Raw genomic sequence first — 20,547 nt, forward strand, 5'->3', positions numbered from 1 at the left:
TAGTTGAAGGAGTTAACAATAAGCTGAAACTATTAAAACGGTGTGGATTTGGCTTCAGGAACTTTAATAATTTTACAATACGCGCTTTACTTCTGTGGCATTATCCTAACGGTTTAGCACACTAAGTACGGAAGACCCGTATTTTTCAGGCTTTAATCATGATCAAACCTTATCATTAAGAGAAAATAAAGCTGGAAATATTTATGTTTATTAATAGTTAAATAACTAATTAGTCAATCGGTTATTTTTCTCCGACTTATTCAGCAAGCCCTACTTAGCGACTGCCTCCTGAAGGGGAACAGACTGAGCCAAACATTGGCGTGATCGCAACTAAAGTAAAACTGAAGTTCCCTGTAGCCAAACACTCTCCCACTGCCTCACCGTAAGGCTTTCTGCTGGTTGTTGTATATAGGTAATAGGTAATCGGGAAGCACGGTGTATGGTGTAAGGACTTTCAGCGATTTTCCGGCGATAGCGGACTGCCCGCCGCGCCATTACCAATTTAATACTGGAAACTACTAATTTGCATTGGCGCGTGCGGGCAGTGGAAAATCGAGCGTAGCGGTCTGAAAGTCCTTTACTCAAGTATCAATAAATAATTTTTCACTCATGGAAGCTCTATATAAGCGTTATAGTAAAACTCTCTAGCGTCCTAACCGCCTTGGCGGTCGCTATACTAAAGGGATAAAGGCGGTTTCAAACGCGGATTTGGTATGAACATGAATTTTTTGGCAGGGAGAATTCAAAGCCTCTCTCCTTGCAGGAGAGAGGTTTGGAAAGAGGTTTTCCAGATCCCGTGAAAAGTAACGGTTAAAAGGGTTGAAAAATAATAGAAAAAGTAATCCCATTATCTTGTAGAGAACCGCCTTCATCCTCAACGCTATTCAGGGGAATTCCCCAATACAGTTGTGCGGACCACGAGGGATCACGTTGCCACAACAGTCCTAACCCAAGACTGGCTAAGGTGTTAGGATTAGTAACCTCATCTTCGTGATTCCAAACTGTGCCAATATCAAAAAACGGAGCAATTTGCACAATTCCAATTCCCTCCGGTTGGCTGATAATCGGGAAACGAACTTCCACAGAACCAACAATTCCATTGTCAGCCACGCGCTGATTTTGGCGATACCCTCGCACGGTATCAATTCCACCCATACTGAACTGTTCTAGCGGTAAGAGCGAATCATTCGATAATTGCGCCCCAGCGCGAGCAATAATGATACTATCAGCCCCTAAAGCCTGCACCCACTGAAACTGTCCCACCCAACTCATAAACCGCCCATCCGTACCCGTGTCATTGATGGTGGCGTCAAAGGCATCCAAGCCAAAACTAAACTGCGATCGCGCGGCTAAGACGCGATCAGTAGAACGGTTAAGCCAGTCTTGACTAAACCGCACCACAGTTACTTTCGATTCCCCATCTTCGGGTCCCAGGGAAAAGGAAAAGGGGATATCATCTAGGACAAAGGTTTGGCTTTGACGCAAATCCAGGGACAAGGATAAGGCAAAGTCACTCGTTGGCGTATGGACAATCGGTTGGCGAAACCCAACAGAAAAGGTTTCTGAGTTGGAGTTAATATCTAAGACCGAAAACGGATCTTCAACAATATCACTATCGCTACGGTTATAGCTGAGACTTAACGTACCATCCCTGGGATTGAGGGGAATTTCATAGCTCAGACTATACTGATCCACCCCTTCGGTTATGCCATAATCGGCACTGATGCGATCGCCTAATCCCAAGAGATTTCGATTCTCGACTCTCACGGTTCCCCCCAAGGAACCCACACTGGGAGAATCTCGATTCTCGACAATTACAGCACTTGTCCAAGGTTTTGCTTCTTCTATCTCTAGGGTTAACACACTGGTTCCCGCCATGGTTCCGGCTGATAACTCGGCTTGAATTTGATCGAGTACCGGATCAAGTTGCAGCAGTTGCAACGCTTCCTCCAAGCGACGAATATTCACCGGGGTTTGCGTCGCCAACTGAATCCGCGATCGCACGTAGTCATCCCGCAAACGCTCTAATCCTTGAATATCAATGCGTTCAATGCCCCCTTCAACCACCTGAATACTCACCACACCATCGGTAATATCCTGAGACGGAAGAAAAGCACCTGAGGTAGTGTAGCCATTGTCTGTATATAACTCAGTAATTGCGGTGCGAATTGCTAAGAGTTCTTCAAAGGAAGCATTTTGACCAATAAAGGGTGCAACAGCATCTTGCAATTCAGCCGGGGAAAAAACCGTACTCCCTAATACCTCAACTCGTTCAACCGTGACATTAACCTCCAAATCGGGTACTGGCGTCAGAAAGGGTTCTGGGGTGGGTGTGAGGGGGGGAAGTGATGGAGGCGTCTCTGGGGGCGTCGTCGGCAAAGAAGGCAGATTGGGACGAGTGGGTTCCAGGATACCCGGTGGAATCTCTGGAGTCGTTTGGCTCATCGATGGTAAACCCTGAGCGAAGGCGATACCACTCCAGCTCAAATACACCAAATTTAAAGCCCAAAGAAAGCATTTAAACATAAAACAGTAGCGCCCAGCTCATCAGTTGACAAGGATGCAGAGAAACCCCGGACTGTTGATCGCAAAAGGGAGAGGGTAAGCAGCAGAGAATAAACGGTTGATTCGAGTATCTCAGAGCCGTTAATCCTGTCCTAATTATTCTGACGATCGCTATCAAGCATTTAGTGAGCCAAAACCTCAATTGATCCCCCATAGCATTCATACTCGGTAATATTCTTTTATTTCTTGTTCTACTTTCAGCATCAGTGACCGGAAGAAATACAATATAGTAGCAGCTTAGGAGACGCTTTGTCCCCTGTTTTTATCCGTTGAGAAACCCAAAAACTCTCAAATTCAGATCACCCAGTTCCGATAAAAATTTTATAAAATAGAGTTAATTGTTATCATTGTTCCGAAAAATGTCCCACGGTTGGCAGTTTTGGCGTCGATTTATTGGATTATCTTTAGCCAGCCTTGTCTTTTGTATCAGCTTTCATCCCTGGTCCACTGGGCAAGCCGAACCCGCCACAGAAATTCAACAGCAGCAATTGCTCACACCGGCTTCTGAAAAACAGCTCGTGTCCAAGGGAATTGCATCCTATCAAATCGGAGAATTTTCCCAAGCCATTAACTTATGGGAACAAGCCTTACCTCAAATTACCGACGAAAATGATCGAGCAATTGTTCACAATAACCTGGCTTTAGCCTATCGGCAAACGGGGGAACTGGCTCAGGCGATCGCGCACTGGGAAAAGGCGATTCAAATTTACCAGGCTTCACCGGATGCCGAAAACCAGAAACGGATAGCTGGGCTATTAACCGAACAAGCCCAAGCTTACAATGATTTGGGACAACATCCGCGAGCGATTACTATCTTAGAGTCAGCCATTGAACTCGCCACTGAATACCAAGATTCCTTAGCAGAAGCTGCCGCTCAAGGTGCTTTAGGTAATGCCCACTGGAGTTTAGGCAACTATGATCAGGCGATTTCTGCCCACAAACAGAGCCTAAAAATTGCCCGCGCCTTGAATAATAACAGTTTTATCGCCACGGCTTTAAATAACGTGGGAAATGTTTATGTCAGCAGAGCCAGCCGATCCAGTTATCAGGCGGAGGTGGCTGAGTTAGAAGGAGATATTCAAGAGGCGACACGCTTAACCCAAGAGGCGCTTCAGGATTGGACGCAAGCCAGACTATTCTTTGAGCAAAGTCTGGAAACAGCTCAAGCTTTAGGCAGTTTGACCGAAATTAAAGCCTTAATGAATTTAAATCGCTGGGTGATTAGTCGTCATTCCGCTACTGTCGCTGACAATTCAGCCCAACCCTTGAGTGAGGGCGATCGGGCATTTCTTCAGAGCAATTGGCAACGAGTCAGAGAACTCCTCCCTGGAATACCTGATTCACGACAGAAAGCCTATACCCTGATTCACCTAGCCGAGAGTTTTCAACAGATCGAGTCAGAGGCTTCAATTCAGGAGTCGATCCAGCTTTTAACCCAAGCGTTAACAGTAGCCCAAAAAATTGGCGATGACAAAGCCCAATCCTTTGCCCTAGGGAGCTTAGGACAGGTGTATGAATCAGCCGGAGACTACAGCACGGCAATGAATTTAACCCGCCAAGCTGAATTTAGCGCCCAGCAAATTCAATCCTCTGATAGTTTATATCGCTGGCAATGGCAAGCGGGGCGGATGCTGAAAGCCAGAGGTAACATCGCCTCCGCCATTTCTGCTTATGAAGGGGCGATCGCGACGTTGCAAAATATTCGCGGCGATTTAGTCACCAATAAAGAATTACAACTAGATTTCCGGGAACAGGTTGAACCCATTTATCGAGAATTAATTGATTTGCTCCTCAATGCTTCCAGTAGCGATTTGAGCGAAGTCAACTCCCAGGAAACGGTTAACCCTGAGCGAAGTCGAAGGGTTTCACCTCTCAAAGAGGTAATTGATATCGTCGAACTGCTCAAACTGGCAGAATTGGAAAACTTTTTCGGCGATGAATGCGTGCAAGTCGCCAAAGACAAAGCGCAAAATGAGGAAGGGTTAGCGGATGCCAATGCTGCTGTCATCTATTCCATCATTTTGAACGATCGCACCGAAATGATCCTGCGATCGCCTGATGGTTCCCTGCAAAACTATCCTATCCCGATCAGCAAGGAAGAGATGGAAGTTGAGATCGAGCAGTTACGCTACTTTCTGGAACTACGCACCACAGAGCAGTATATCCCTCAAGCGCAGAAAATTTATAATCGGCTGATTCGCCCCATGGAAGCTGATTTAGCCGTCATGCAACCCAAGACGTTAGTCTTCATCAACGATGGCGTCTTACGTCAGATACCCATGAGTGCGCTGCATGATGGTCAAACGTTTTTGATTGAGAAATATCCCATTGCGATTACTCCCAGTCTGTCATTAACCACCAGCCAACCGTTAGATCACAATCAGTTAAGAGCGCTGAGCCTGGGTTTAACTGTTGCCAAACCTCCCTTTGCCCCCCTGACGAATGTAGAAGCTGAGTTAAATGTGGTTGAAGAAATCTTAGGCGGGACAGAGTTAATTGATCAGGAATTTACATTCTCGAACTTGCAAGCCAAACTACGACGCAACAATTTTCCCGTGGTTCACATGGCAACCCATGGAAAATTTGGTGTTGATTCCCAGAGTACCTTTATACTGGGTTATGATCAACAAATTAGTATTGAAGAACTCGACAATCTCTTACGGTCTCGCGGTCGTCGAGAAGCGGTGAAATTGCTCACCTTGAGTGCTTGCCAAACGGCGACAGGGAACAATCGTTCCGCTTTAGGAATTGCGGGTGTCGCTGTTCGAGCGGGTGTTGAGAGTGCGGTAGCGACGCTGTGGTATATCAATGATGAAGCAACTGTACCGCTGATTGCCGAATTTTATAGCCAACTGCGCCAACCGGATATTACCCGGGCAGAAGCGTTAAGACAGGCGCAGCTAAAGATGATTTCTAATGTCAACTATAATCATCCAGGGGTTTGGTCGCCGTTTATTCTGATTGGGAATTGGAGTTAGTTCAGCAGCCCCTAAAATAGGGAGCAGGGTTACATGGTGTATCCCTACTCCCGGTATTGCACTAATGTTCACGCTTTATCCGCTTTCTCTTCGACAGTCACGGTCTTTTGGCAATGTTAAGCCGTTCTTGCTGCGTCACTTGAGTCAAGCCAACTTGCTCCAGCAGAGCCAGGAAATCATCGTTGGTGGCTAGCTCATTAGAATTCGCGGTTTCAACTTTGGACATTGCGGCTAAGGCATCGTACCAAAGCCCAGCCTCAGCATAACTCCAAGCGCGATCGCGCCACACCTGTGTTGGCATATTATTCTTAGCCGGAGGAGTAGATAGCCGTTGTGGTTCTAAAGCGGTTGGTGTGGATACCCGCTCAATCCAGCTAATGAATACGGGATTAGCCGATGGATGCTTGGAATTACAAACCAGAGTGACTGACCATTTGTAGGTTCGTCCAGTTTGCAATTCGGGTCGGTCTTTCGGCACTTGCAACTGTATCATCCCGACTTTGGGAGAGTCTATCTGTTTCTCAAAGAGCGGTTCTGGAACTCCAGGTTCCACGAGAGCAAACCGCATCGGTACACCTTCAGGTACAGGCTGTGATAAGTACCAGAAAAAGGTAGGATGACCGGATGTGGTTTGTCCAGCATACTCTTCGGATGGGATCAACAATGTGACTAAATCGTTGGTTAACGATTGGCGACAGCCGCGTGAACCCGAGCCTATTGTCCGCCGTGGATTACTTGCCACGGGTGGTATATATTGTTTAGACGAACGATGGGTTGACGTTTTGTTTAACTCTGCGTTGGCAGGTAAATCGTTCCAAATCGAGGTCAGAATTTCTAAATTCTTCGATGACGAAAAAATCCGGAGTTCAGGTAGGTCTAAAAAGCCGAACATTTGCAGGGAAACAATTGAAGCTGTCCCGGCAATGATGGTTACTAATTTTTGCCGAGTGGTGTTCATGAGATTAAGTCCTTCGTTTCATAAGGGTCTTTTACAAAGGGTTGGGATGTGATGCACCTACTCCAGCTGTGGAAAAATTTTGCCTGAAGACTTTTGGACTCAATAGCGCTATTGGCTGACAAAATCTAAATCATTATACATGGCATTTTGAACAACTACAGCAAAATTTGATAAACGGCAGTTAACTGTTCGCGCCCTTTGAGTCTCACCTGACCGATTTGTTTTGTGGGGAATTGATTGTGTAGATGCTGGTATGTTTCTTCATTGATTAAAATCCGGCAAATTCCTCCATCGAGAGTTTTATCGTAACTTTCTAATCGAGCCGCTACATTTACGCTATCTCCTAGGGTGGTGTAGTCAAGCCGTTGAGCATTCCCCAAGCTACCTGTGACGACATCTCCGGTGGCAATTCCCACGCGCATTGCTGTTTGCGGATAGCCTTGACGTTGCCATTCTTGATTCAGGGTTTGCAGTTTTTGTGCCATGGCTAACGCACAGTTTACTGCCGCGATCGCATCCTGGTCAATTTCCTCGGATGTCGTGCGTTTAATCGGTACACCAAACACAGCCATAACTGCATCTCCGATAAACTTATCCACAACACCGCCCTGATCTAGCACCGTTCCCGCCATGGCATCCATATATTGATTCAGCCAAGCCATCAGCACTTCTGAACCCATATTTTCTGCTACTGTACTAAACCCTTTCAGGTCTGAGAACAGAACCGTGGCAGTCATCTTCTGACCACGTAGACGTCCTTCTTTGAGAAGTTGTTCGCGATCGCGCCAAATTGCTTCGGCGATTTGCTTGGTGACATGGCGACCGAATAAATTCATAACGATGTGTCGCTCTTCACGCTCGAAGTTGCCGATGTACCCTGTCGTTGCTGTAGCGGCACCCAATAACGCCAAAGCTGGGGGAATCACAGGAATCCACCAACTGCTGATGATAAAGACTAAGTAGCTGCTCCCGACCAGACCGACAAGTGCGAACAAAAGGCTGATTACTGTCCAACGAGGGAGTAATTTAGCTAAACCTCCTGCATCTCGCAACACCCAACACAGGGTTGCACCCGTCAAAGACCAGAGAAAAATCCAGATCCCTTCGATTGGTTCCGACCAAGTTTTCAGTCCAGAACGCCCTTCTAGGGCTGAACTCAGCAATTGACTAATCATGTTAGCCTGAACTTCTATCCCAGGTGTGCGCTCTTGGGTGGCAATTTTATCACCACTATAGGGGGTGTAGAAGAAATCATTCAGGCTAGTTGCCGTTGCCCCAATTAAAACGAGGCGATCGCGCATTAAGTCTGGTGGTATCCGGTCTTCGAGTACCTCTGTCAATGACACCCTGGGAAAGGTACGAGCCGGACCCTTATAGTTTAACAAAATCTGGTATCCCCCGTCATCAGCACTCACATAACCACCATCGTTGGCTGAAAAAGGTTGAAACGTCCCCTTTCCTAAATGAATCATTAGGGGATTTGTTTGGGAGGGTTGAGATATGATGTCTTGCTCTGCTAAATACATCAATGCCAATCTCATACTAAAAGAGAAGCTGACTTGATCGTTGTCTAGCATATAAAGCAATGATCGACGCAGTTTACCATCCGCATCAATCACCACGTTATTAAACCCAACTTGTTCGCGTTGATCTAGCACGGGTGGAGGAGCTACACTAGCGCTAGGATCTTGCTGATTAATTTTTTCTATCCCGATTAAATTGGGAGTCGTTTCAAAAACATTGACTAATTCGTCATGACCGGGCAAAACCGGTAAATCTCTATACAGGTCAAGACCAATCACTCTCGGGTTTTGCGCTTTAATTTTTTTGAGGAGTTCAGCTAGCACATTATCCGGAATGGGCCACTGTCCGACCTTTTTTAGATCCGCCTCACTAATTCCCACAATCAGAATTCGTTCATCCACAGGTTCTTGAGGACGCCAACGAAAATATTGGTCAAGAGCTGCCCATTCCCAAGTCTGTAAAAAGCCGAGAAGTCGCAATAGAATAACGAGTCCAGCCACACCAGGAGCAACCGTCCAGACGCCTCGCCCTGCCCAAATTTTTTGTTTAAGGTCTTTCCACATCTTATTTTTTAGCGCTCCTTGATGGTTAGAAAGCTAGATCTCTCTCCTTAACCTTATTCAAGGGCGAAGTAATTAGAACCGAAAAATTAGGTTTGAAGGAATAAATTATTACAAAAACTTTAAATTTGCGCTCTCTGGAATACCATTTTTGGAAAATTATCCCTGATCAAGGCGCATCGCTATCATTGGTGTCAACTGACGCTGAAAGCAAAGGGTGTAGGGGCAGGTTTTACCGATAACATTTTTTCACAAACCGATAACTTGACTAAACCCGCCCCGACTCCGGGAGCCTGTCAGTTTTGCCCATAAGTTCCAGTCGGTTGGGTAAAACGATCGCGCAGCCTATTCCTCTTGTGATGCAGCCTGATAGCAGATTAAATCATCAGCATTCGCGATCGCCACCAGTTCAGGAGCCGTACCCACGACGACACGTCCATCAGACGTTACTATCATACCTTGAGCTTCTTGAATTGAGTCGCCGGGTTTCCAGAAACTGGGGGTTGAGGATTGAGAATTGACGGTTGGTGCAGTAGCTTGTTGTCCAGCATCGCCAGTAATTCCCTGAACCTGAGTAACGGAATAGCGACCCTGTAACGGCTCATAGGGGTTATTCGGTAAACCACCCGTACCTGTAACGATAAAGCTACCTTGCTCCTTATTGCGATGGGTAAGGCAACTATCGGCAATCACTTGTTCCGGCGGCAGAAAATTGGTCGATAGTGGCGAGAGGGAATCTTGATTCAAATTTAGCGAGGATATAAATAAATTACCCGTATCACCGCTACCTAATGCGTCAACTGAGATATCAACCCGATCATTACTCCGAAATGGCTCGAACGAACCTGGGTTGCGACCTACGGCTGTCCCTTGACCACTGGAGAAAAAGTCTGCCAGAAATACGGGAGAGATAATGGTGATATTGCCGCCCCTGCCATCAACAGCATTTGCCAGAATATCACTATCTTCTAGGGCGATAAAAACATCGGAGTCAATCGTGATATTGCCGCCGCCGCCAACACTCTCAAAAACGCTGCTACTAATCAAGCTACCGTCGCGTAGGCGAATATCTTCAGCCGTGATGTCGATGTTACCTCCTCCTGCTTGATCTGAGGTCGCCCTAATCTCGCCTCCGTCTCGGAGTCTCAAGTTGTTGGTTGTGATCGCTAAATTTCCTGCATCACCCGTTCCTTCACTGGAAACTTCCAAGGTACTGGGAATAACCAGAGCGTCTTTATCAATAACTGTGCCAATTACTTCCACAGAATCCGAAGCATTTACCGTTAAAATCCCCCCCCGACCTTGACCAGAAGTTGCGGCTGATACTTTTCCTCCATCCTGAATAATCAGCCGAGCTGTATTAATTTGCAAATTTCCAGCATTTCCATTGGTTAGAGTGCCAACAGTTAATTCACTCGATCCAATGGATGGGGATCTACCACTGACTTGTACTAACTCTGATGCATTTATTGTCAAGTTTCCACTCCGACCGTTAACAGAGCTAGGATCTTGCATGGGAAAGACAAAAGAACCAGTGGATATTCCCGCCCCATCTCGGATTATTAATCGCTTAGTAGTAATATCCAAGTCTCCTGCATTGCCATTACCCACTGTCAAAGTGTTTAAGTTACTCGAAAAGCCATCATCTGAAGTCCCTATAATTTCTACTGACTCCGAAGCTGTAACCGCCACAGTACCTGCTGATACAGAACCGAAAGTATTAGATGAAATCGTCGAACCATCAGTGAGTCTTACGATTTCACCTTGCACATTAATATCACCACTACCGATATCACCACTACCCAATAAAGGACTGAGATCTGTCACATCAATGGTAGCTAGCCGGGATAGATAAATATTTTGAAAATCTTGTATTTCTTCATAGCTGAAAGCTAAACCTTGGCTGGTGAATCGCAGTTTAACCAGACTTGGACTAGCAACACTACCTATCTCAATCCGACCTCCAGGTGCAGTTAAATTGCCACCCTCTAAAAGGACATCACCACCTAAAATGGCTAAGGTTTGACCTGTTGATACTTGTAGACCAACAGGTCTTCTGCTCGCGTTAATAGCTCCCTCTGGACTAGCTTGAGAGCGATTTACAATCTGCCCAATAGTGTCTCCAAATTGTAGTCCTACCGGAACACTGACAGTCAGTATAGGTGAAGCTGATAAGTTAGTCGCACTGAACTCTGTACTATCGGCAAATTTTATACTATTGGCTGTAGTGGCAACAAAAGAACCACCTAAATCTAGTGAAGCATTATAACCAAATACAATGCCGTTAGGATTGAGGAGAAATAGATTTGCAGTCCCTTTGGCTTGAAGTAAGCCATCAATCTTTGAGATTGATTGATCGGTTACACGGCTGATGATATTCTGAACATCTAAATTGTTGTCAAACAAAGCTGACCCATTCGATGGCACAGAAAATTCACTAAAGCTATGAAAAAGATTACCTCCGATTTGACTCCCCCCAGTAATCGTGAATTTCAAATTATCGGAAGTATTAACTGTAGTGGGTAACGTCTCATCCGGGATAATTTGCCCTTGAACCGAGCTGACTGGAATTATACAGTAAAATAAAATTACCGACAAAAGCCAGTCTAAGTAACTGCGTTGTATCATACCAAGACCTCATGGTTCATAATAGAAGTCTAGCAAATCACACTCCTAAATTTTAGGCTACCATTAGGTTTGAATCGTAACAGACGCTTTCTTTCTTAAAATTTTATAAGACTATACACCCCTAAGGCAAAACCATAAAACAGGATAGCAAGCATTTGTTGTGGTCGCATCCTCTATCTGCTGTTGAGGACTCACAGGCTGGTCTTGCCTAACTCTATTCTCCATGCTGTCATTAGCGGAAACAGGAGCTACTCCAACTTGAGTAGAAAATGTTAGACTGAGAGCGATCGCGGTAGATGCAACGAGTTTCATTTTTCTTTTCTCCGAGTAGATGTACGAACCTGTGAACTTGGTGCTGATTCACCTAGCCCTAAAATTTTGAGAGATAAATTGCTCTTATCAGAGACTTTTTATTCAGTTGTTGGAGTTACCCTATCAGTGGCGCACCCGATTAGTAGAAGTTTGAGAGAAATCTTTTTCTGCCACTGCTCTATAATTAAACTATAGCAAGAGAAAAGACAGAATCTGTGATCTTTATCAAAGCTTCATTGAGAGTTCATACACCCTTAATAAGCGTATCTTATGGCTTAAGTTTTCTTTACATAAGTTCTGGAGTAAGGAGTACACCGAAGTTACGGCGTTAGATGCAATTAAACGTAATACCCAAAACTCTAGACTATAGGCTATGACTGTAGTCGAACCGAAATACATTTGAAATACATCCTGGGTTTAGTGGTGTTTGATTTACGGTTATCCGTTGAATCAGATTAAATTATTCGTCGAGCCGGATGGGACTTCTCTTTTCCGTGCAAGTGAGATATATCGATTCTTCGCTGGAGGGTTGCAACCGTGAAATCCTTATGGTACATGGGTTGCTTTTTATTCTTTTGTCAGAGTTTTTTAACAAAGTAAGTTTATGTTAAGAGTTGTAATGTAAGATTTGCTTATATTTGCTTATATTAAGGATTATGACGCAATAATTCGTAACTTTAAACTTACTATAGAATTACTGACATGGTTTCGCTTCACATCTCCCACCATACTGAGTTACAAGTAAGTAATTTTACTCAGCCTCCTGAAGATAGAACTCTTTCCCTCGCAGGTTGTTCCAGACATACCCCTTACATCTGTATAGCGGGAAAATCCCATGAATCTTGCCTTTAAGTTTATTTTGGGCGGAAAGATACTTAACTCCATTGCCTTGATTGAGCAACACGCTTACCTTGAACTCACATCCACCCGCATTAAAGATCTCAATCGTGAAAATTCGGTGAAAGGGAAGTCAACTCAGTCTCATCTGATCAAGTGGGCAGCCATCTCAAGAGACTATTTTCCCAATGAGCCTTGAACCATAAATCGCTACAATCCAACTCTAGTAAGCATTTCAGTTACAGCAGGTCGCGCTGGTCTATTTACAAATCAAAAGGCTGAATAACTGCTAAAAGCCCTATATAATCAGTATTTCTCCCCCCTATTGCCTATGACACACCGAGCGTGTTACCGAGCGAAGTCGAGGTAAGCGTTCGACTGAACTTCGACAGGCTCAGTTGCCGCGCTCACGCCGAAGTCCGAGGTGTTGCCTATTGCCTATTGCCCAGCGCGAAGCGCCGTGTCTGGAAAATCGCTGAAAAGTCCATCAATTCCTAGCCGATAGAATTGCTGATACTCCAATTCAGGATTACCTTGATAGTCGGGGGCGAGAAAAACCTCTTCATTGCGGAATGTCCAACCATGAACCTGCAAACCCTGAGCATGAGCGTCATCGAGTAACGAGGTGGGGGGTAATAAGTAACCATCCGCCCCCGTGGGTACAATTAAACGTTTGTTAACTCCGATCGCATCTGCATAATCAGCAATTTCCCTTAACCCCTGAGGCGTTACCAGATCTCGATACGTCCGATTGCTATTGTCATGGTGTTGAGGATGAGCAATAAAATCGTAGGGTTGACCGATGTCATTCACTAACTGTACCAAGGATACATCGGTGATTTGCTTGAGCGCTTTCAAGTTCGCCGTTTCAAAGGATTGGATGAACACAGGGGAAGTGCGATCGCCCAATCCGTACTGGTTGAGGATATTTACCAACGGTTCTTCTAACGAGAGTCCGATCGCGTTAAAGTAGGTGGGATGCTTGGTTTCTGGATAAATGCCAATCATGCGTCCAGTTGCTGCACTTTGACGTTGAACTAGCTCAATAATATCTACCAGAGTAGGGATATCAAACAACCCATCGAATTCTGGCGAACGCAGGTGAGGTAATCGTTCTTTGACTCGTAGGGTTTTTAGTTCTGCCAGAGTAAAGTCCTCAGCAAACCAACCCGTGACAGTTTGCCCATCAATCATTTTAGTGGTTTGGCGATCGCGAAATTCTGGACGAGTCGCCACATCGGTAGTACCCGAAATTTCATTCTCGTGACGCGCCACCAATACCCCATCCTGTGTCATCACCAAATCGGGTTCAATATAATCCGCCCCCATCTGTATCGCTAACTCATAAGCCGCGAGGGTATGTTCGGGACGATAGCCACTTGCGCCTCGGTGAGCAATCACCAAAGGACGGGATTTTTGGTCACGCGATCGCATCCTTATATATATGCCCCTCTTTTTATTGTCTTCTCCCCAGACGCACCATGGCGCATTTGGAACATCCATCCCCTGCTCCCACAGAAGGGCGGGTTTAGTTCATTTAGAGGTTGTCTCCAAAATGCTATCGGTAAAACCCGCCCCTACAACCCGGCTCCTGGAGCGATCTCAACCGAAAACTTTTCGAGCGACTGAACTGAGCTTACCACGGTAATACTTCCCCCTTCGCGTGCCAAAACGTACCAGAATTTTCCAAGTTGAGCTGATCAATGCGGGCTAAAAGTCCCTGAACGGCTTCCTGGGTAGGAATACCATTATGACCTGTCATATCTGTACTCACCATACCCGGATGGAGAATAGCCACGGCAATTTGACGGGGTTTTAAATCAATTGATAGAGACTTACCCGCCATGGAAACGGCGACTTTAGACATGCGGTAGCCATAAGAATTACCAGAAGTGTTGTCTTCAATAGAACCCATGCGGCTAGTCATAATTGCAACCTTAGTACCCGTACCCAAATTGGGGAGTAACGCTTGGGTGACACGCAACGCGCCCAACGCATTGACCTCAAACTGCTGCCGAATGGCATCAAAGTCAAGCTGGGGGAGGGTATTTTTCCGCAAAATTCCGGCATTGTTAATCAATACATCGAGAGGAGTATTCTTTAAACGAGATGCTAAGTCAGCAACAGAGTCATCTGAGGTGATATCAATCCCCGTCTCCACCCGGATGCCCAAGCTGTCGAGGGCTTCAGACGTTTTTCGACAAACTGCGATCGCGGTTTCTCCTCGTTCGGTTAGCTGTCGGCAATACTCTAAGCCGATACCTCGGTTTGCGCCTGTTACTAAATAAGTTGCCATATTTATCTGTAAATTTAATCCCTACGCTATTGTGCCAGATTGAAAACAATACTGATAGCGCTTCCACCTTAGACAGGCTAACGCCAACGGTAAAACCCGCCCCTACACCCCCGCGCTAAAATCGCCGCCTGTATTCAATAATCGCCCGACTATCCCCAGAAAAATCAGTTCCCCCTCGCAATAAAACATTATCATTCAGCCGATAACGCAGATTGTATTGGAACGGTTCCCCAGTGGTTAACTCCTTCAACACCGACACCGAGAAATTTTGCGTGATATCAACCCCCGCCTCAGCCGCAAATCCCAAACTCGAAGCCCGTTCTTCATCATCAGGAATAATCGTCGGAAATAGGCGAAACTCACTCAACGGTAACGCATCCGCAATAAAATTACCCACCGGTCCCAACACCGCTGAACCCGCCAGATTCGCCAACCCCAACGTACTATCCCCTCGCCCTAAGGTATCCACAAATCCCCCACCCAACATCGCCACAATTTCCGCTTCGCTGCGTGCCGGTGTACTCGTCAATTCCAACCGATCCTCCAGTTGAGACGCTGGTCCTTCCACCTGGGCGACAACCCGAACCGTTTGCACTGCGCCCAACTCAAAATCAGGCACATCAGCAATTTCGGCGGACTCAGCGTCTGTAGGTAGTCGCCGTTGGGTGGCTTCGGCAACTGATGTGACTAAACGCACATCTAAATAAGGATCAAGTCCTTGACCGGAAATAAATTCCGCTGTATTTTCATACCCCCGCGCCAACCGGAATTGAGTGGTAAATAAATTCACCTGACCCCGGGTTAACCGAATCACCCCATTGGGTCTCAAATCTTCTAAGGTTCCATTCACTATTAGAGTCCCTTCGGCAAGGAAATTCAAAATCGGTGCCTTTCTAATTTGAATATCTTCCACCAGGGTAATTTTTAAGTCATTAAACTCGAAAACAATACCCTCCTCCGTATTACCCCCAGTTCCTACAGCAGTTCCCGCACCGCCATCTTGCTCAGGTAGTGGTACAGTACCATCAACTAAGTTAATTTCACCACCAATCGTGGGATTCAATGCTGTCCCAGTCAACACCACCTGACTTTGTTGAATCTGACCTCGATATAGGGCTTTCAGGTTAATTGCCAGTTGCCCAATATTCACAGTTAGTGGATTTGGCTGAGGAATGGGCTGAGAGATGGGCAGGGTTCCGGCTGCCGTAATTTGACCGCCACCATAGTTCGCCGTCAAGCTATTCACATCAACCCGGTCAAAGTTGAACTCAATTTCCCCCGTCACATCAGTCAGCGGTTCAGGTAGGGTTTGTGAGGCAATCGTCGCCCCTTCTACGATCGCAGTTCCCTGTGCCCTCACTCCTCTGGGACGACCTTCTTCTTGATCAAAGCTGCCTTGAATATCCAAATTCACGCTTCCGCTTCCCCCCCTCCAGACAACTTGCTGGCGGGTAAGGATATTTAATAAAGCCAACCCCTCGTCTTCCACATTCACACTCAGGCGGAGTTCCTCACTCTCTGGGGCGATCGCGTCTGGAACAGGTAACTGGTAAGGGATACTCCCCTGAACCACCAATTGAGGTTCACCCTCGTCTGTGGGTATACTTTCGGCTAAGAACCGCAATCGGGCATCACTGTAACTGAAACTCCCCTGCAAGGTTTCAATCGCTTCTTGATTCAGCGTCGCATCGGTTACCGTCACTGATCCTCTGGCTTGGGGATTCGCTAAACTCCCCGAAAGCGTGGCTGTGGCGTCCAGATTGCCAGTAACAAAGCCGATCGCAGGTGGTAAATCCACCACGTCTCGGATTAGGGCGATGGGGAAGTTTTCTAGGCGTAACTGACCCGATTGGGTTTCACCACCAATCGTCCCGGAAAATGTAGCAAAACTCTCTCCCGATCGCAAGGTAACCGGAAGTAGCGTCAGTACCCCCTCTTGGAAGCTGCCTTGAAGCGTTGCCTGGTTAACCTGATAATCACCCCATTCCCAGTCTTGTCCCTCGATGTCAAATTTGGCATTAATTCCCGATGCCAACGAGCCACTAATTCGTACCGTACCACTAAAGATGCCATCTAACTCCTCTAAATCAGGCAGAATCTCTGCTTCTTCCTCCGCCTGTTGCTGCTGTCGCAGCAGGGTTTCAATTTCCGAGAGACGGCGCAGTTGGGTGTGTAATTTGGCTTGGGGCATTCCCACTTGGGCAATATCCAAGGGTGCGGTGGGGGTGGTGGGTGGTGTTGTGGTCAAGTTGATTAACTGTAGGCCCCCCACCAGGGTTTCTAGTTGCCCCTGTTCAATATTCAGCGTCCCTTGAAACTGAGGACCCGTGGGTGTTTGTTGAATTCGACCCGATAGGCTATACAGATTTTCCCCTGGTGTCGCTTCCCCTGGCAAACGACTGCCAAAAATTGGACCGGTTAATTCCACTTGGTCTAACGCCACGTCAAAGGTATTCAAATTAATTGCGACTTCCCCAGAAATATCACCCACCAAGGGTTGAGTCTGCAGGGCGGCAGGCACCGGGGCGATATCTTTAATCAAGGCGATGGGAATATTTTCTGTATTCACCCGTAGCACATTACCCTGGCGTGTCCCCGTTGCGATCGCATCCCCGCGACGAATGTTAAAGGAAACAGGAAGATAATCCGATCCCAGGGCTACTTCAATCTGATCGGTCTCACCTTGTAGATCGAGTTCCACACCCTCTCCGGGTATCACCCTCACTGGACCAGCGAGTTCCTCTTCAAATGTCAAACCACTGACGGCAAAGTCTTCCAGTTCCAAATTCCCCTGAACACGAGGATTCGTCACTGTCCCGGCAATTGTACCCGTAAAATCTGCCAATCCCGCCACATCCACATCCGCTGCGGCTGGGGGTAAATACGCCGAGAGTTCGGTTAACTCTAAGTTATTTGCTGCCACATCCAGGTTAAAATTCCCCACCGCCCCAATTCCCTGATCCAACTGGGCAGGATTCACCCCAATAAACCCACTAGCAGAGAGTCCCTCGGCGGTTAACTGTTGCAGGTCTATCCCTTGACCTGTCCAGCGAAATGTGGTATCGACAGGACGGTCGATCAGGGCAAATCCTTGACTAAATCGCAGTTGACCCGCCGCCGTTAGCGATCGCGCGATCGCTTCCGGGGTTAATGTCTCTAAACTGGTGGAGACATCCACATTGCCGCTTAAGGTTCCTGTCAACTGTTCCCCAAACCGTGCTAATTCTATCCCGTCCGGGTTTAACTGGGCTTGTAGCGTTCCATTATTTAACTGTACCCCCGTCGCCCTCACCGTACCTCCCGCCACGGCTAATCTGCCCTGACCTTGGGCTTGAATCTGATCCAGTGCCACCTTCTCAAGAGACCCCGACAGGTCAAAATTCCCGGCAAACACCCCAGCAAATTGGGGCGGTAATTCCGGCGCTAACCTCGCCAACTCCAGCCCCGCTGCTTGCACATCTGCCTGCCAACGTCCGGCGGCGAGATTAATCTCCCTTGCCCGGATCACACCTCCTGCCAAATTAACCAGGGCATTCCCATCCCCCCGAATCGTTTCCAGCGCTAACTGATCCAGACTCCCAGACAGATTCATGATTCCGGTTAAATTCCCTGACAATTGTGACGGTAGCTGAGGCACAACCCCCGCCAATCCCACCCGATTCGCCGCCACTGTAGCTTGCCAACGACCAGCATTTACATCTAAATTCGACACCTGAACGGTTCCCCCACCCACATTCAGTTGTCCCTCACCGGCTACATTAATCGCTGATGGGGAAAACTCATCCAAGGAACCCGACGCCACAAACGTACCACTAAAAGGCGACTCCAATTGAGGCGGTAATTGAGGCACAAATTCTGCCAACTGAATCCGATTCGCGTCTATCCGGGCTTGCCAACGCCCCTTGTCCAGAGTCACCTCCTCCAGATTAATCCGTCCCCCAGCCGCCGTCAGCGTCACTTGACCGATTCCACTAATCCCAGAAATCGAGGGATCTGCCAGAGAACCAGACAGGGCAAACGTGGCGTTGATCGGTTCTTGTAGGGCGTCCGGAATTTGCGGGGCTAACTCTCCCAACTGCACCCCATTGGCATCAACATTAGCCCGCCAGCGCCCTTGGGACAGTTGGATATTCTCGACGCCAATCGTTCCCCCTGCCAGATTTAGGCGTCCCCTACCCTGGGCGCGAATCTGGGATAAGGCAAACTGATCCAAAGGGGTTGATAGGGTAAACTGACCCGCTACCGTCCCCTGAAATTGCGATGGCACATCAGCCAGTTGAGACAGTTCCACCCCTTGGGCTTGGACTAAGGCGGTGAGACGATTATCCAGAACTTGCAAATTCGTCGCTGTTACTGTACCCCCAGCCGCTTGCACCGTCGCCCTTCCTGTGGCGCGGATGTTTTGCGGATTATCCAAGGGACCGAAAATTCTGGCGGTTCCGGATAGATTACCGACGGGAATGGGTAGGGTGGTGTTGTAGGTTTTTGCCAGTGCAGTGGTTGGCAGGTTATTGGCTTGCAGGGTAAATTGTAACCCTCCCTTTTCCCCTAGTTCAATGACACCTTCTCCAGTAATTTTGCCGCCGATGGCGGGTTGGGCTTGCAGGTTGCGAACGGCGAGGCGGGTGGGATCTTGCGGTTGGGCGGGTGTGGTGAGGGTAAAATCGGTACTGATCGTGCTGAAGGTGACGCGATCAATCTGAGTCGGTTTCGTGGTGACGGCTTCTCCCTTAACCACAGGTTGAGTCAACGAACCTGTGACTAGCAGGGCGGCTTTGACTTCTCCGGACAGGGGAACGGGCGTGTCTTCCAGATTAAAGGTTTGCAAAACAGGCTTAATCTGTATCGCTTGGGTTTGGGCGGTGAGATTAAATCCTGTCTCTAGATCCACACTACCATTGGCAGTGGCGGGAATTTGCCCGAATTGGGTGGTGACATCTTCTAAGCGAATGGTTGTTTCTTTGAAGCGTAGTCGTCCATTGGTATTGGCAAAGGCTTGGGGAAGTTGGGGAACTTGGGCGGTTACGTTGTTGAGGGTGGCGTTTCCCAGAAACTGGAGGGGTTGATCGGGTTTAACCGTGATTTCTAAGTCCCCGCCGACGTTACCTGCTTTTACGTCTAGGGGGAGGGGAATTAGGCGATTTAAGGTACTGGCATTGACATTCTGCCCATTAACCTGTAAATGAGTGGTGCTAGTCGGGAAAAGCTGTTCCCCTTTCAGGTTAAAGGTTCCGCCACTAGCGATTTCACCTTGGACATCGAAGCGAATAATCTCATTATCCTGTAAGAATTGACTACTTCCTTGGGGAATTGCGATCGCGACGGGGGATTGCTGTTTGCCTTCCGTGGATCGAGGCACAAGCTGTACATCAGCATTCCGTACCCCTAACTGTTGCAAATCTACCTCAATTGGACCCGGTTCTCCTTGCTCTTTAAGTTCCAAGGGCATCCATGATCCATCGACGGCTTGTTCGATATAGACATCAGGTTCAATTAGGGTAACCTTTAATTCTAACCGACGGTCGAATATCAGGGGAAGTAAATCATACTGAACTTCCACCGCTTCAATGGAGGCGCGATCGGGTTCAGTATCCGTAGGGGGTAAGGCGGCGCTATCAAACCGCAACCCATTCAGAGAAAAGCGTTCAACCTCGCCAATTTCCACGGGGCGTTGCAGGAGTTGGGTGAGGTTTCTCGCCACCAAGGGTGCCAACATCTGTTGGATAAAATACCACGCAAAACCCATCCCCCCAGCGATTCCCACCAGCAGGATGATACTGATCCCAATTAACCAACGCCGACGCCGCGAGCGCCTGGGAGGTGGAGATTCCGGTTGCGGATTGGAATTGGATTCCGGTTCATTACTGGGAGGGGGTACATTGGTCATAG

General features: G+C 47.4%; 11 protein-coding genes. 3 read left to right on the forward strand and 8 right to left on the reverse strand.

All coding sequences use genetic code 11. The features are described from left to right. The coding region (locus RIG66_RS31905; RefSeq protein WP_446379313.1) for a transposase at positions 1–125 on the forward strand (125 nt) is incomplete at its 5' end. A 685-nt stretch (positions 126–810) separates the two neighbouring features. Here RIG66_RS31905 and RIG66_RS31910 read toward each other — a convergent pair. Then, on the reverse strand, positions 811–2,445 hold the full coding sequence (locus tag RIG66_RS31910; RefSeq protein ID WP_446383856.1) for a ShlB/FhaC/HecB family hemolysin secretion/activation protein: 1,635 nt from the start codon (positions 2,443–2,445) through the stop codon (positions 811–813). Positions 2,446–2,924: 479 nt separating this feature from the next. Between RIG66_RS31910 and RIG66_RS31915 the strand changes: the two genes are divergently transcribed. After that, positions 2,925–5,543, forward strand: coding sequence for a CHAT domain-containing protein (locus RIG66_RS31915; RefSeq protein WP_446383858.1), 2,619 nt, complete (start codon positions 2,925–2,927; stop codon positions 5,541–5,543). A gap of 97 nt (positions 5,544–5,640) precedes the next feature. Here the strand turns inward: RIG66_RS31915 and RIG66_RS31920 are convergent, their stop codons facing one another. From RIG66_RS31920 to RIG66_RS31935, 4 genes are all read right to left on the reverse strand, one after another. Beyond that, positions 5,641–6,501, reverse strand: coding sequence for a DUF928 domain-containing protein (locus tag RIG66_RS31920; protein WP_446383860.1), 861 nt, complete (start codon positions 6,499–6,501; stop codon positions 5,641–5,643). 155 nt (positions 6,502–6,656) lie between these two features. Further along, the gene (locus tag RIG66_RS31925) at positions 6,657–8,588 is read right to left on the reverse strand and encodes a CHASE2 domain-containing protein (RefSeq protein ID WP_446383862.1); all 1,932 of its coding nucleotides are present in this window, start codon (positions 8,586–8,588) and stop codon (positions 6,657–6,659) included. A 342-nt stretch (positions 8,589–8,930) separates the two neighbouring features. Beyond that, positions 8,931–11,213 carry a two-partner secretion domain-containing protein gene (locus tag RIG66_RS31930; RefSeq protein ID WP_446383864.1) on the reverse strand — a complete coding sequence of 761 codons (2,283 nt, stop codon included), beginning with the start codon at positions 11,211–11,213 and terminating at the stop codon, positions 8,931–8,933. A 111-nt stretch (positions 11,214–11,324) separates the two neighbouring features. Continuing rightward, positions 11,325–11,525, reverse strand: coding sequence for a hypothetical protein (locus tag RIG66_RS31935; protein WP_446383866.1), 201 nt, complete (start codon positions 11,523–11,525; stop codon positions 11,325–11,327). A gap of 835 nt (positions 11,526–12,360) precedes the next feature. Here RIG66_RS31935 and RIG66_RS31940 point away from each other — a divergent pair. Then, a complete protein-coding gene (locus RIG66_RS31940) occupies positions 12,361–12,561 on the forward strand; it encodes a hypothetical protein (protein WP_446365367.1) in 201 nt (66 codons plus the stop codon). A 239-nt stretch (positions 12,562–12,800) separates the two neighbouring features. On the opposite strand, the gene RIG66_RS31945 is transcribed toward RIG66_RS31940, so the two are convergent. The 3 genes from RIG66_RS31945 to RIG66_RS31955 form a co-directional block, all read right to left on the reverse strand. Next, complete coding sequence (locus tag RIG66_RS31945) at positions 12,801–13,796, reverse strand: glycerophosphodiester phosphodiesterase (RefSeq protein ID WP_446383928.1); 996 nt, start codon at positions 13,794–13,796, stop codon at positions 12,801–12,803. A gap of 202 nt (positions 13,797–13,998) precedes the next feature. Continuing rightward, positions 13,999–14,658 (reverse strand): SDR family oxidoreductase, encoded by a 660-nt coding sequence (locus tag RIG66_RS31950; RefSeq protein ID WP_446383868.1) that lies wholly within the window; start codon positions 14,656–14,658, stop codon positions 13,999–14,001. 115 nt (positions 14,659–14,773) lie between these two features. Continuing rightward, positions 14,774–20,545 (reverse strand): translocation/assembly module TamB domain-containing protein, encoded by a 5,772-nt coding sequence (locus RIG66_RS31955; RefSeq protein WP_446383870.1) that lies wholly within the window; start codon positions 20,543–20,545, stop codon positions 14,774–14,776. Positions 20,546–20,547 lie beyond the last annotated feature (2 nt).

The sequence above is a fragment of the Coleofasciculus sp. E2-BRE-01 genome (assembly GCF_040221695.1).
Taxonomy (GTDB): domain Bacteria; phylum Cyanobacteriota; class Cyanobacteriia; order Cyanobacteriales; family Coleofasciculaceae; genus Coleofasciculus.

What these genes read in the sequence shown, in the direction of transcription:
- RIG66_RS31955 (WP_446383870.1), bottom strand. Translation starts at nt 20,545, where the DNA reads ATGACCAATGTACCCCCTCCCAGTAATGAACCGGAATCCAATTCCAAT.
- RIG66_RS31920 (WP_446383860.1), bottom strand. Translation starts at nt 6,501, where the DNA reads ATGAACACCACTCGGCAAAAATTAGTAACCATCATTGCCGGGACAGCT.
- RIG66_RS31935 (WP_446383866.1), bottom strand. Translation starts at nt 11,525, where the DNA reads ATGAAACTCGTTGCATCTACCGCGATCGCTCTCAGTCTAACATTTTCT.
- RIG66_RS31945 (WP_446383928.1), bottom strand. Translation starts at nt 13,796, where the DNA reads ATGCGATCGCGTGACCAAAAATCCCGTCCTTTGGTGATTGCTCACCGA.
- RIG66_RS31915 (WP_446383858.1), top strand. Translation starts at nt 2,925, where the DNA reads ATGTCCCACGGTTGGCAGTTTTGGCGTCGATTTATTGGATTATCTTTA.
- RIG66_RS31940 (WP_446365367.1), top strand. Translation starts at nt 12,361, where the DNA reads ATGAATCTTGCCTTTAAGTTTATTTTGGGCGGAAAGATACTTAACTCC.
- RIG66_RS31950 (WP_446383868.1), bottom strand. Translation starts at nt 14,658, where the DNA reads ATGGCAACTTATTTAGTAACAGGCGCAAACCGAGGTATCGGCTTAGAG.
- RIG66_RS31925 (WP_446383862.1), bottom strand. Translation starts at nt 8,588, where the DNA reads ATGTGGAAAGACCTTAAACAAAAAATTTGGGCAGGGCGAGGCGTCTGG.
- RIG66_RS31910 (WP_446383856.1), bottom strand. Translation starts at nt 2,445, where the DNA reads ATGAGCCAAACGACTCCAGAGATTCCACCGGGTATCCTGGAACCCACT.
- RIG66_RS31930 (WP_446383864.1), bottom strand. Translation starts at nt 11,213, where the DNA reads ATGATACAACGCAGTTACTTAGACTGGCTTTTGTCGGTAATTTTATTT.